Source organism: Arcobacter sp. CECT 8989 (assembly GCF_004116715.1).
Taxonomy (GTDB): Bacteria; Campylobacterota; Campylobacteria; order Campylobacterales; family Arcobacteraceae; genus Halarcobacter.
Window position 1 is genome coordinate 1 of record NZ_PDKE01000015.1, and the last position, 12,545, is coordinate 12,545.

The following is a 12,545-nucleotide window of genomic DNA, read 5'->3' on the forward strand; positions in this document are numbered from 1 at the left end:
ATAGTAAATTATCTAACTATCTTATACCTGATTTATTTGAAAATTAAATAAATAGACCCATTCTTAAAATATACATCATAATTGAATATTAATTATAAATTTAAAAATTTTTGAAATTCTAATATCTGATATAAATAATAATTTAAAATTTTATTAGAAATTATATGAAATTTTATATTCTATTATTTGGACGAAAGAATTTATGAATTTATTTGTCACAAAATTTCGATATAAACATTAATTCAATATTCTTTATCTTTTTACAAAGAAAAACAAATATATAAAAATGAACTAAAAGTAAAATAAATGTAAATGGTATGATTATCTTTGATTCTTGAACATAAAAAAACCTGCTAAGTATCCATCTTGAAAAACATTGCCATTGATTATTCCTACAAATAGGGATATTAATAAACAACTACGATAAGAAATAATATTTGTATTAAAATAAGAAAATCTTTCAAAATTTATGAGATATTTAAATGCTACATACGCAATATACTTTAATAAAAAGTATAAAAGAAGTGAACATTTGTGGCAAGGAAGATTTAAATCATGGTATGTGGCAAATGAAGCATACCTTTATATACTTATGAGAGATATTGAACAAAACCCATTAAAAGCAAAAATGGTTGACAAAATAGAATATTATCCTTATAGTTCTAGTTACTATTTTTTTAAAGAAGAGAGTACCTAGATATTTGCAAAATTCATGGATAGTAAAAACACATGGGCAAAATATCGATGAAATAGAAGACTTTTTTGATTGTGATATAGATAGTGAAGATTTAAAAGAATTAATAAAAGCTTCAAGCTTAGTGGAAGCACCAGATATTGAGAAAAAAATAAATACAGAAAAACTAAAAAAACTGTTTGATGAAGTTACAGATAATCAAACAAGAAATAAGTATATTTTAGAATCATATGAGCAAGGGTATTCTCAGTATGTAATTGCTAAAATAATCGGTATATCTCAGCTAGCAGTCAATAAGATAATTAGGAGAAGTATTTGATAAGATTATCGTTATCACCTGACCCCTTTTTTTAAGCTTTTACAGATTTGAGTTTTTATCTTAAAAATACTACAAGTATCAAAATAAATACATCTAACAATACAAATATTAATATTTTATTGAATTTTTTTATCGTTAAAATAGCTAAGCTTTTTATTTCTTTTATTTTTTCTGTATCATCTTCATCATAAAAATTATCATAATTTTTTGAAAAACTTCCCCAGGGAAGCCTCATTTTTGTATAATTTATAGAATCAAAATATTTTTCAGATATTTTTCCTGTTTCTTTTAACTTTTTATTTAATTTAAGACTAATTTTCATAGCAGAGAAATATATTTTTAATAACCATACAAATAAAATAATAAAAATTAAAAACAATACTAAAAAAATTCCTTGGCTCATTTGTATTCCTTTATAATCCTAATAACTTATTCATCTAATTTAATACCTTAAATATTCTTATTATTTTTAATGTTTGCCAAATTTCTACTTTTTATTTCGTTTGTACTCTTCATATGTTTTGGGAGTATCTTCTTGAGAAGTATTTCTTTTATTATTAACTTTTGCATTCCAAAACTCTTTTATTGCTTGGCTTATTGGTTTGGTTTTTACTTTATGATAAATTTGTCCAAAACCAAGGATAATGGCACTTAAAAGTAAATTTACATTAGTCTCAAGTGAATAAAAGAAAAAGCCTCCAATAAATACTAATATTGCTATATTTGATATAAAAAAACTTATATATGCTATTACATTATACATATCTACTTACTCCTATTTTGGAACATATCCAATCCATTGTTACTAACTTGACTCGCACTATCATTAATATTTTTTTCAATAATTAGATTTTTGAATTTCAAGCTATTAAATATGAATATATCATTATAATAAAGACATCCAATAAAACAAGAAACATAATTTTCCGAAATTCTTTTACATTTACAATCCATAATGTTTTTAATTCTTTTATTTCTTCACTATCATCTTCATCATAAAAATTGTTATAATCTTTTGAAAAACTCCCCCATGGAAGTCTTTCTTTTGTATAATAAACCATACCAAACAATCCATTTATTTTTCCATGTTCATTTAACTTTTTACTTATTCTTTGCTCAATCTTTCTTCCTCTTAATATTTTTTTTAGTGCTAAAGAAAATAAGACTAAAAAAAGTAAAAAAGTAATTAAAAAAAAACTATGATTCATTCATTATCCTTTAATCCTAATAACTTATTCATCTAATTTAATACCTTAAATATTCTTATTATTTTTAATGTTTGCCAAATTTCTACTTTTTATTTCGTTTGTACTCTTCATATGTTTTGGGAGTATCTTCTTGAGAAGTATTTCTTTTATTATTAACTTTTGCATTCCAAAACTCTTTTATTGCTTGGCTTATTGGTTTGGTTTTTACTTTATGATAAATTTGTCCAAAACCAAGGATAATGGCACTTAAAAGTAAAACTATATCCTTATCAAATGAATACACAAAAAAATGTATAATTCCAGTAAAAATAGCAATATAAACTACAAAAAAACTTATATAGGCAATAACATTATACATCTTTATCTACTCCTACTATTCTGTATCATTTCTATCCCATTATTTTAGCTTGACTTGAATCTTTAAAAAAGTTTTTATCTGGATCATAAGTATAAGAAATTCCTCCAGCAATAGAACCAGCTATACCCAAAGGAGTACTTAAAGGAGCTAAAACAACTGATATTTTGGTCAATTCAGACCCTACACTTAATGCAAGTGAAAGATTAGAAAATGCTGCAGAAGCAGCTTTCCTCTGCTCATATTCAGTTGGTAAAACCCTTGTACTTTGTGTAGCAAATTCATTTATGAACAAGTCTCTATTTGATATTTCTAAACTCGGATTAAAAACGATAGGGCTTGCTCCATTTTCTTTAAATATACTTATTCCATTATTATATTCAGTATAACTTCCGTTATCCCATTTTGCTGCTGTCATATTGGCATCTCTATTATATGTTGTATATTGTCCTACATTATCATGGCTATAATCAATATTTCCAATGTTTCCAAATCCACTAATATTATTATAACTTACTGTAAAATCATCCGTTCTTCCACTGATACTATAGCTCACATATCCTCCATCAAATCTTTGATATGCCGTCGTCCCAAATGCATCCAAATACTTCATTAACATAAGCATACAAATTCATACCATCTATATATCCCTTAGGGTCTTTTGATATAAATCTTCCTAAGTTAGGACTATACATTCTATTTCTATAATAATACAATCCAGACTCACTGTCATATCTTCTACCTGTATATGTTATAGTATTATTTACATTGGATTTTAAAATAACATTTGAACTTGAATTTTTTATGGTCAGTATACCAAAACTATTATGAGAGTAAGACTCGACAATATTTCCCAAAGAGTCTGCTATGGCTTGAACAGAGTATTGTCTATCTTTAACATAGTAAGAGGAAGAGAGAAGACAAATTAAATTTTCAATAAATATCTCAAAGAAATATATTGCAGATTTATTTGATATGCAGAATATAAACTACGTAAATGAATATGTTTCAAGCAATTTTGTAGAGCATAGATTTAAACATAAAAAACAATAACTCAAATTTTTACTTAAAATTTAAAAAAATGTAGGGTTTTATCTCAAACTTTTTACAAAAAAAATAATACTTTTTTCTAATATTTACGTTTTAAAACTAACTTTATTTTTGCATTTAATATGAATTATTTTATTAATTTTTTTATCAAAAAAACTATCAAGATAAAAGGTATTTTTTTATTTTAATCATGAATTTATATTAAAATTGATTAAATGATATATGTATATATTTTGGAAATAAAGCTTTTCCCCCTCAAAGTTAGCCAATATACTAAAAATCATTTAAAATTGATTTTAGAGTACTCTATGTCATTTTAAAAGCTATATTTAACTTAATTTATAAGTTCTTATTTTAGTTATAGTAAATTACTTTCGTGTGATTAATATTAATTTACTAAAGTAAACCATAATATACTATATATATAGTATACTATACTGTACGCACATTACTAGTGTTTTCTAACTCTATACTATAATATACTATATAATAGTGCAATATTTTAGATTCATAATAGTTTTATTGTTCTTTTCACAAAATGCATTTGAAATATAAATTTCCCCTTACATGTGCATAGTATATTATAAATATACACGTATTAGTATTGTTATATAAAGACATAGTATTAAATAAAATCAAGTTTTTTAATGTTGTCTTTTAACTCTAAATAATAGAAAATACATGTGGATATTTATCCTGTTTTAGATTGAATTTTGTATTAATTGTATATACATTTTGATTAATTATTTGATAAGAAATTCTGCAAAAAAAGTCTTCAGATAATAATACATTTTTAACACATATTCCAATAAAATTGTAAGATATTTTTCTAATTTTTTTGACTATTGAACAACTTTTTTCACTCAAAAACAGTAATCTTTCTTATGTAATTGTTATTAGATTTTTTTCATTTTATCTGTATTATAATCATATTTTCCAATTGCTAAAAAAATTCCAATAAAAAGTAAAATAAGTGTAAATATCTCTATAATAGCCATTTAAATTATCCTTATTTATATTTATTAAAGTATACAATATAATCTTATAAAAATACTTAATTTTTATATTCTATTGTACAGAAAAATGAATCATTTAAAGGATTAAAATACAGAAAAAATAAAATAAAATTAAGTACTTATATAATTACATTATTAGGTTTATTCTTTTACTTTTTTATATCCTTACTTTTTAATATTAATGATGTAAATGTTACTTCAACGAGAATAATTTTATTGATTTTTGGAGTTATATTTACGTTCAAATAATGAGAAGAAAAACAAGTATATATGTTTTTTTAGTAATATAGAATAACAAAAGGATAAATAATGATTGGATTATAAATTTTACAAATAACAACAATTTTTGCTTTGCATTGCTTTCATAGAAGCTTTCTTCAGGAGTTAAAATTAATGTAAAAACAAAGTAAGATAAAAGTTTATTTATAACTTACATAGTTTATTTTATATTCCTTTTTTCTTTATCTGATATTGTAAATAAGGAGTCATAATGTTTATAATTGAAGCAATTACACTTATTACTTTAGAGCAATAGTAATTTTCTTATTAATAGAAAATATGACTCTAGTAGATTTTAATTACTTTAGAATTAAAGTATTAAAAAAAACTATAGGTTCGTCTTTTTTTTGAAGAAAAATAGAGTATATTTTTTTATTCTCTTTTGATTGAGAAACTTTAAATTTGAAAATATCACTGTCGAGCTTATCTATGAAAGCATCATTGAAAAAAGAATCTAATACTTCTCCTTCATTGAACTTATATAGACTCTCTATTCGAAGTAAATTTTTATCTTGTGAGATTATATATGTAACATATTTATAAAAAGGATTATGATACATATCATTTGTTTGTATCTTTAAAATTGTATTTGAGGATCTATCAAAAGTTATTTCAATATTTTTTGCTTTTGCAATATCTTCATAAAGTATGGATTTGAGTCTATTACTTGATTCTAGTGCATTAAGTTTTTTTTCATAGAAAAAGTTACTTTGCTTTGTAAGGTCTAAGGATTTATATAAAAAAACAAGAATAAGAGAAAAAAGTGTGATACTTATAAGGAACTCTATTAAAGTAAAAGCTTTTTTCATTTATTTATCTTTATTGTATAAAACTTCTTTTTTATACTGTTCTTTATAGAATATGTACTTTCTATTGTCGTAAAAGAAATAGGTGGGTGTTCTAACTCTTTTGTATCCAAAGTTTTATTTTTTATAGTTATATTTGTGGCTTTCGTTTGTTTTTTTAGCTCTTCATTATTTAGTGTTAGATTTTCATCTATGATGAGATTTTTGTTTCTATTATCACTTACTTGATAATTTAAGGAATAAAGACTTATGTAAGCTTGGTTTAGTTTATTTACATCACTTTTTTCTATAATAAATAAGTTATTTTGTTCGATTTTAATAAGTGAGCCAATAACTATTGTTATAATAATGATAGATATAAGAACCTCTATAAGAGAAAGAGCTTTTTTCATCTTTATTTTATACCAATTCTTATAGCTTCTTCAAAGGATGTACTTCCTTCTATTAACATAGTTTTTAATTGCTCACCAAGAGGTTGCATACCACCTTCTATGGCTAAATTCATTAAGTCATTATCATCAAGATTGGTATGAAGATGTTTTTTAATTTTATCATCGACTAAAAAGAGTTCTCCAATAGCAACACGACCACTATATCCTGTAAAATTACAAAGTTTACACCCTACTGATTTATATATTTTGGTATCAGCTGGAATATCAAACATTTCATTATAATCTTTAGCTAAATCATCTTCTTCTTTACAAGAAGGGCAAAGTTTACGAACTAACCTTTGTGCTAAAACTGCCAATAATGATGATGTCAATAAAAATCTTTCCACTTTCATATCTACAAGTCTTGAAATAGCAGCAGGTGCTCTGTTTGTATGTAAAGTAGAAAAAAGTAAGTGACCAGTTAAAGCTGCTTGTACTGAAATAGAAGCCGTTTCACTGTCTCTAATCTCTCCTACCATAATGATATCTGGGTCTTGTCGTAAAATAGATCGTAATCCACTAGCAAAAGTTAAGCCTACTTGTGAGTTTACTTGTATTTGATTAATCTCATCAGATTTGTATTCTACTGGGTCTTCTATAGTAATAATATTTTTTTCTTTATCAACAATATGTTGTAATAAAGCATGAAGAGTTGTAGACTTTCCACTTCCTGTTGGTCCAGTTACTAATACCATCCCATAGCTATTGTTCATGATACTTTCTAGACTATTTGTTATATGAGAGGAAAAGCCTAATTCATTTAAAGTAGGAATATCTTCACTTTGCATCAAGATACGCATTACTACACGCTCTCCATAAAAAGTAGGCAAGATAGATACCCTAATATCTAACACTTTTTTAGCAATTTTAATTTGTGTTCTTCCATCTTGAGGAACACGTTTTTCACTAATATCTAGGCTTGAGATTACTTTTATACGACTTATTACCAATGCCATTATGTTTTTCTCAAGTTCAACATGCTTAAATAAAACACCATCAACTCTATATCGTACTTCACCTTTGTGCTCATGCATTTCTATGTGGATATCACTTGAACGCTTTTTTATTGCTTGATAAAACAACGAATTTACAAATTTAATAATAGGTGCTGATTCTTCTGAAGTTAAAATATCTGAACTATTTTTCAAAAACTCTGCAACAGAAAAATCTTCATCATCAAAAGATGCATCTTCTTGCTCTTTTTGGATACTATTCATTTGTTTATCAGTACGTATTTCAACAAAATGATTATAGAGTCTATCAAAAGATATTTCATCTAAAAAGATTACTTCATATTCATAATCAAATTTTGATAAATAATCTAATGCTTTACTCATATGTTTTTCATTAAGACAAATAACTATTTTGTCTTCAAGTTGAGAAAAAAGTACATAGTTTTTTAATGCAAGTTCATAACCTTCATGTTCATAAGGTAAAAGTGAAGGATAATGTTTTTCATTAATCTTCATGGCTTTTGCCCATTATCATATCCATTTGTTTCTCATGAATAGATTTATTATCATTATCTTTTAAATCTTCTATTTCTTCTTCTATTTCCTCTTCTATTTCCTCTTTTTTATCTTCTAAGTCCTTATTCTTTTTCATAATTTCTAAATGTCTTTGTACTAATCTTACTTCTAAATCTTTTGTATATTGATCTTCAAGTAGTTTTAATTCTGTTAATTGTTCTCTTACAAAAGTTAAACCTTCACTGTTTGGTACAATATAAGGTGTCATAATAACTACTAGATTTATTTTATCCTCTGCTTTTTTTGTATTTTTAAATAATGTTCCAAGAACAGGAATATCACCTAAAAAAGGAACTTTATCTTCTATCATATCAGATTTATTTTTTATAAGTCCACCAATAATAACACTTTCACCATTTGATACTATTGCGGTAGTTTTTACCTCTTTTTTACTTGTATCTGGATTTGTTTGTCCATCTTTGAGCTCTTTTGCATCTTCTAAAATCGTCTCTATCTCTAAAGTAACTTTATTGTCATCTGAAATTCTTGGTTTTACTTTTAAAGTCAAACCTATATCTTCCCTTTGAAAAGTATTATTAGTCGTTCCCCCATCTGTTGTTGTTGTACCTGTTTGAAAAGACTTTGTTTCTCCAACATATATTGAGGATTCTTTATTGTTAATACATAAAATTGATGGTTCTGAAACTATATCTATGGCTTGATTATTTTTTAACAAATTTAATGTCGCACCTAAAGCTATCCCTGAATTTAATGTTTTTGTATTAAAGTTTAATAAAGATTCAAGGCCAGAACTTAGAGCATTTACACTCCCTCCAAGATTTGCACCAAGTGTAAAAATTCCATTACTCGTTGCTTCTGCAGCAGTCAATCCATATTTAATACCTAAATTATGTATCTTATTAGCACTAACTTCTATGATTTTTGCTTGAACATAAACCTGAAATCTCTCTTGGTCAAGTTTTGAAATAATCTCTTTTATGTATCTTATTTCATATTTTGGTCCAACCAATACTAAGGCATTTATCTCCTCATCAATTGAAACATAAGGTTTATTGTCAGGGTCAATGTATTTCTTTTTATTGATTATTCCTTCAATTATTTTTATCATATTTTTTGCTTCAACATTTTTTAAAGTAATAACATTAACAACTCGTTCTGCTAAACTTCCAATTTTATCTACGTTTTTAATATATTTTTCTAAAAAATCGACATTTTTTTCTTTTCCAACAAGTAAGATTGAATTGTCATCTTTATTTGCAAGTACGATAACTTTTTCTTTTTCTATTTTTTCATCAAAAACAGACTTTGCAATATTTTTTAATGTTGTTTCTGCACTTGATACTTGAATATTTTTTAATTTAATACTTCGAACTGTTTTTTTTGCATCTTTTGAAATGAGTCTTATTATCTTTTCTATAGTCTCTATATTACTTTCAAAATCAGTTATAACTATCACATTAGATTCTTTATCTGTAACTAATTTTGCAGACTTTGAAATAAGGTGTCGTATTTTAGAAGCAATATATTCTACATTTGAATATTGTACAGAAAAAACTTTTGTCACCATTTGATCGTACCCATTTTTATTTTTTCCTGCAAGTACAGGAAGATTGTATTTAGAGCTATCTTGCATTTTTACAATACGTAAAATACCATGATTTTCAACTATTGTTAAGCCTTTTGACTCAAGTACATAAATCAAAATATTATAAATATCCTCATCATAAAGCTGTTTATTTGTGATAAAATCAACATTACCACTCACTTTTGTTGTTAATAAAATATTTTTACTAATAATCTTTGAAGTAATTTTTATCAAATCCTCAATACTTAGATTTTTAAAACTTATATCAATAGGCTCTTTCTTGGCAAAAAGATTTAAAGATAAAAATACTACTAATATAAATACTTTTAATATACTAATTTTCTTTATTTTATAACAACTATTTATCATCTTTTCATAACCTTATATTTTAATTTATCTTTATTTATTTCTAATTTGTATTCTATTTTGTCTTTTACAAATATTACAAGTAACTTGTCTATTTTTTTAAGTTGATAGCCTTTGAAACTATCATTTAACGCCAAAATATGGCTTTTTTTTGTACTTTTCTCTTTTAACACTATCCAACCTAAACCGTTTCTTTTTGAATAAATTGCATTAAGCTCCAATTTGGAAAGAAAAGGATAAATTTTTTGTTTAGTAACTACTTGCTTTGTTTTTATTTGTGTATTTTTAAATCCAAAAGTTGATAAATAATCATAATCACGAAAAGCAAATCTATAACGGTTTTCAATAATATAATCAACTCCCACTTTAGGAAGTATCAAAAACAATATAATATTAAGAATATAACTTACTAAAAATAAAAACATTAGAGTAAATACATATTTAGATACAAAATTAAAATTGATATTCATAATAATATTTTCCTTTAACTAATTTCCAATTATTAAACAAATAATTAAAATCAATTTTTACTAATCTTGATGGTTCTAACTCTAATGTGATTATTTTTTCTTTCAAATTTATGATTCCTGTCATTTTACCCATCTTCCCTATTCCTTTGATTGTGATATTCAAAGGATTAATAATAGAATAATTTATAGATAATATATCAATTAGATTCTCATACTTGCTACTATTTTTATTTAGAAAAAATATATTAGTTATTTTTGCATGTGAGAAAAAAAATTTAGTTGAGATACTTACAGATTCAAATTTTGCATAGGGTTTTCTTTTATATATTATATTTCCATTGCTTATTTTTAAATACAATAACTTATCATCTATTAACTCTTGAGAAATAATAATTTCCTCTTTCTTTAATGCTTTTTCAAAGAGAAAATAAAGATTCTCTTTTGGTAAGAACAAGATAAAAGAGAAACTAAAAAACAATATATAAAGAATAATTTTTAATACTTTTTTCATATTATTTCTCCATCTCAAAACTAATCATATTTGACGTAATAGTGAGTTTTTTTATTAAAAATCTATCTTGCAAAATTTGATTTAAAAATTTATTTAATACTTCTTTATTATTACTTTTAATTAAAGCTTTTATATATTTACCTTCATTTATTATTTGTATATTCTCTTTTCTAAATGGAGTATTAGATTTTAGTCCTTTTATTTTAGATAATAAATTTGATTTATCTTGATGGTTACTTTTAAGTATACGAAAATCTTTTGCAGTAAGTATTTCATGTGCAAAATTACTTTGAATATCTTTTAACTTACTTTTTTCTGTACCTAAGTATATAAAGGATAAAAAAAGAAGAAGGAATAGGATTATTAATATATATATTGGATTTATTCTATTCATATTTTAACTCTACTTTCATCAAACTACCTTCTCTCTTTTGTTTAATTATTTTAAAGTTTTTTGTAAAGTAAGTTTTAAAATAACTTGGAATCACATTATCAATATCAAGTTGAAATATTTTTCCATCAAAATCAATTCTTTTGATAATTGCTTTATTATCCCTCTTTTGATAATCAAAGATATATCCTATTGATTGGCGTAAACTATTATTAGCATTAAAGTTTTTTTTCATTCTTTTTAAAATTGCATTTGTTTCAAAACTAGTACTTGGGAGATTATATTGTTTTTTTATACTCTGCTCTTTTCTTTCTAAAATAGAAATATTCTTACTGATTATAAAATATTGAAATATATTTAAAAATATCAAAATCAAAGTTACAATACCTATGCTATTAATGTACTTTACATCAATAATAGATGAATAAAACTTCAATCTTATTTTGTACTTAGAAAGAATATGTTCTTTCAACATAGAATTGATATCTTCACTATTACTCTCAAAAGGAAATGGTATTTTTACTAATATTTCATCCTCTGTGTAAATAAACTGTTCTGTATTTGAATAAAGTGCTTTTTTATTTGAGAATTCTAATTGAGCAAAATGGATATTACCTACTTGAATATTTTGTAAATTGGCATTTTTAATAGCAGCTAAGATTTCTGAATTTTTATATGCAAAACATAAAAAATGATGTTTAGACTTTTTCATTGCAAAAAATGAAAAATCACCCAAAGGCAAAACATCACTAAAAAGATTAGGCAAAAATACCAAAGCATCTTTTTTATTTTTAACAGGAATTTCAAACTCTCTTACCCAATAAAATTCAGGAGACAAAATAATATCTACCTTATCCAAAGTTTTAAAATAAGATTTTTTAGTTAAAAATAGTATCTTCTTTTTCTTATTTAAAAGCAATATTAAACCCCTTGATTTTTTTATCTGTTATATCAAAAATAAAATTACTAATAACGAGATGATTAGAATGTGTAATATCAAGATGTCCTATTATTGCTATTTTTTTTTCAGTATTAATAAAACTCAAATTGTCTTGTATAGTTTTTATATCATCACTATCTGATTTTTCAATAAAAAGTTCTATAAGAGTATTTATTTGTTCAAAATTATCAATATTCCCATACTTCTTAATATATGATACAACCAAGTTTTTAAAAACAGAAAAACCAAAAACATTATTATCTAAAAAAAGGTTTTCTATTTCTTTTATTTTAACTTTATCTTTTTTTGATAAGTCATTAATATCATATCTATCTTCATACTTTTTAAAACTTACTTTTGCCTTTATATCTCCATACTCCAAATCTACACCTTCTTGAAGTGATTCGTCTTCCAATAACAAAGGTATTTGTTCTTTATTTTTTAAGAAGTAATCAAAAAACTCATTTTTTATATTATCAACACTTATAAGTAATTTTATATAGTAAGTATCACTATTTGATTCTTCTATATAACTATTTGCATCATTGAGATTTTTGATTAACAAGGCACTTATTGCCATAATAAACATCAAAGTGATAACTAATACAATTGCTTTTTTATTTTGTACATACAT

17 protein-coding genes are annotated in these 12,545 nt (G+C 24.1%); 2 read left to right on the forward strand and 15 right to left on the reverse strand.

Going from position 1 to position 12,545, the window contains the following annotated elements; genetic code table 11:
- Window positions 1–469: 469 nt before the first annotated feature.
- Together CRV02_RS12700 and CRV02_RS12705 are read left to right on the forward strand one after the other, a co-directional pair.
- Window positions 470–697: a hypothetical protein gene (locus tag CRV02_RS12700; RefSeq protein WP_129090632.1), complete on the forward strand. Its 228-nt coding sequence runs from the start codon at window positions 470–472 to the stop codon at window positions 695–697.
- A 4-nt stretch (window positions 698–701) separates the two neighbouring features.
- Window positions 702–1,013: a hypothetical protein gene (locus CRV02_RS12705; protein WP_129090633.1), complete on the forward strand. Its 312-nt coding sequence runs from the start codon at window positions 702–704 to the stop codon at window positions 1,011–1,013.
- A 55-nt stretch (window positions 1,014–1,068) separates the two neighbouring features.
- Here CRV02_RS12705 and CRV02_RS12710 read toward each other — a convergent pair whose 3' ends face one another.
- From CRV02_RS12710 to CRV02_RS12780, 15 genes are all read right to left on the reverse strand, one after another.
- Window positions 1,069–1,392: a hypothetical protein gene (locus CRV02_RS12710; RefSeq protein ID WP_129090634.1), complete on the reverse strand. Its 324-nt coding sequence runs from the start codon at window positions 1,390–1,392 to the stop codon at window positions 1,069–1,071.
- A 108-nt stretch (window positions 1,393–1,500) separates the two neighbouring features.
- Complete coding sequence (locus CRV02_RS12715; protein WP_129090635.1) at window positions 1,501–1,776, reverse strand: hypothetical protein; 276 nt, start codon at window positions 1,774–1,776, stop codon at window positions 1,501–1,503.
- A 97-nt stretch (window positions 1,777–1,873) separates the two neighbouring features.
- Entirely contained in the window at window positions 1,874–2,221 is a 348-nt protein-coding gene (locus CRV02_RS12720) for a hypothetical protein (RefSeq protein WP_129090636.1), read from the reverse strand.
- Between the two features lie 82 nt (window positions 2,222–2,303).
- Entirely contained in the window at window positions 2,304–2,579 is a 276-nt protein-coding gene (locus CRV02_RS12725) for a hypothetical protein (protein WP_129090637.1), read from the reverse strand.
- A 31-nt stretch (window positions 2,580–2,610) separates the two neighbouring features.
- Window positions 2,611–3,132, reverse strand: a complete 522-nt coding sequence (locus CRV02_RS12730; protein WP_129090638.1) for a hypothetical protein — start codon at window positions 3,130–3,132, stop codon at window positions 2,611–2,613.
- Between the two features lie 10 nt (window positions 3,133–3,142).
- Window positions 3,143–3,433, reverse strand: coding sequence for an RHS repeat-associated core domain-containing protein (locus CRV02_RS12735; protein WP_164969002.1), 291 nt, complete (start codon window positions 3,431–3,433; stop codon window positions 3,143–3,145).
- Between the two features lie 1,787 nt (window positions 3,434–5,220).
- Window positions 5,221–5,730, reverse strand: a complete 510-nt coding sequence (locus tag CRV02_RS12740) for a type II secretion system protein J (RefSeq protein WP_129090640.1) — start codon at window positions 5,728–5,730, stop codon at window positions 5,221–5,223.
- The gene (locus CRV02_RS12745) at window positions 5,727–6,119 is read right to left on the reverse strand and encodes a hypothetical protein (RefSeq protein WP_129090641.1); all 393 of its coding nucleotides are present in this window, start codon (window positions 6,117–6,119) and stop codon (window positions 5,727–5,729) included. The genes CRV02_RS12740 and CRV02_RS12745 overlap by 4 nt, the downstream gene beginning before the upstream one ends.
- A 2-nt stretch (window positions 6,120–6,121) precedes the next feature.
- Entirely contained in the window at window positions 6,122–7,627 is a 1,506-nt protein-coding gene (locus tag CRV02_RS12750) for a GspE/PulE family protein (RefSeq protein ID WP_129090642.1), read from the reverse strand.
- Window positions 7,617–9,602 carry a secretin N-terminal domain-containing protein gene (locus CRV02_RS12755; protein WP_129090643.1) on the reverse strand — a complete coding sequence of 662 codons (1,986 nt, stop codon included), beginning with the start codon at window positions 9,600–9,602 and terminating at the stop codon, window positions 7,617–7,619. The genes CRV02_RS12750 and CRV02_RS12755 overlap by 11 nt, the downstream gene beginning before the upstream one ends.
- On the reverse strand, window positions 9,599–10,069 hold the full coding sequence (locus tag CRV02_RS12760) for a hypothetical protein (RefSeq protein WP_129090644.1): 471 nt from the start codon (window positions 10,067–10,069) through the stop codon (window positions 9,599–9,601). Before CRV02_RS12760 ends, CRV02_RS12755 begins: the two co-directional genes overlap by 4 nt.
- Window positions 10,053–10,580 (reverse strand): hypothetical protein, encoded by a 528-nt coding sequence (locus tag CRV02_RS12765; RefSeq protein WP_129090645.1) that lies wholly within the window; start codon window positions 10,578–10,580, stop codon window positions 10,053–10,055. Before CRV02_RS12765 ends, CRV02_RS12760 begins: the two co-directional genes overlap by 17 nt.
- 1 nt (window position 10,581) lies before the next feature.
- A complete protein-coding gene (locus CRV02_RS12770; protein ID WP_129090646.1) occupies window positions 10,582–10,974 on the reverse strand; it encodes a hypothetical protein in 393 nt (130 codons plus the stop codon).
- Complete coding sequence (locus CRV02_RS12775; RefSeq protein WP_129090647.1) at window positions 10,967–11,890, reverse strand: hypothetical protein; 924 nt, start codon at window positions 11,888–11,890, stop codon at window positions 10,967–10,969. Before CRV02_RS12775 ends, CRV02_RS12770 begins: the two co-directional genes overlap by 8 nt.
- Window positions 11,877–12,545 carry a hypothetical protein gene (locus CRV02_RS12780; protein ID WP_129090648.1) on the reverse strand — a complete coding sequence of 223 codons (669 nt, stop codon included), beginning with the start codon at window positions 12,543–12,545 and terminating at the stop codon, window positions 11,877–11,879. The genes CRV02_RS12775 and CRV02_RS12780 overlap by 14 nt, the downstream gene beginning before the upstream one ends.

What these genes read in the sequence shown, in the direction of transcription:
- CRV02_RS12755 (WP_129090643.1), bottom strand. Translation starts at nt 9,602, where the DNA reads ATGATAAATAGTTGTTATAAAATAAAGAAAATTAGTATATTAAAAGTA.
- CRV02_RS12760 (WP_129090644.1), bottom strand. Translation starts at nt 10,069, where the DNA reads ATGAATATCAATTTTAATTTTGTATCTAAATATGTATTTACTCTAATG.
- CRV02_RS12780 (WP_129090648.1), bottom strand. Translation starts at nt 12,545, where the DNA reads ATGTATGTACAAAATAAAAAAGCAATTGTATTAGTTATCACTTTGATG.
- CRV02_RS12715 (WP_129090635.1), bottom strand. Translation starts at nt 1,776, where the DNA reads ATGTATAATGTAATAGCATATATAAGTTTTTTTATATCAAATATAGCA.
- CRV02_RS12725 (WP_129090637.1), bottom strand. Translation starts at nt 2,579, where the DNA reads ATGTATAATGTTATTGCCTATATAAGTTTTTTTGTAGTTTATATTGCT.
- CRV02_RS12740 (WP_129090640.1), bottom strand. Translation starts at nt 5,730, where the DNA reads ATGAAAAAAGCTTTTACTTTAATAGAGTTCCTTATAAGTATCACACTT.
- CRV02_RS12720 (WP_129090636.1), bottom strand. Translation starts at nt 2,221, where the DNA reads ATGAATCATAGTTTTTTTTTAATTACTTTTTTACTTTTTTTAGTCTTA.
- CRV02_RS12770 (WP_129090646.1), bottom strand. Translation starts at nt 10,974, where the DNA reads ATGAATAGAATAAATCCAATATATATATTAATAATCCTATTCCTTCTT.
- CRV02_RS12765 (WP_129090645.1), bottom strand. Translation starts at nt 10,580, where the DNA reads ATGAAAAAAGTATTAAAAATTATTCTTTATATATTGTTTTTTAGTTTC.
- CRV02_RS12700 (WP_129090632.1), top strand. Translation starts at nt 470, where the DNA reads ATGAGATATTTAAATGCTACATACGCAATATACTTTAATAAAAAGTAT.
- CRV02_RS12750 (WP_129090642.1), bottom strand. Translation starts at nt 7,627, where the DNA reads ATGAAGATTAATGAAAAACATTATCCTTCACTTTTACCTTATGAACAT.
- CRV02_RS12745 (WP_129090641.1), bottom strand. Translation starts at nt 6,119, where the DNA reads ATGAAAAAAGCTCTTTCTCTTATAGAGGTTCTTATATCTATCATTATT.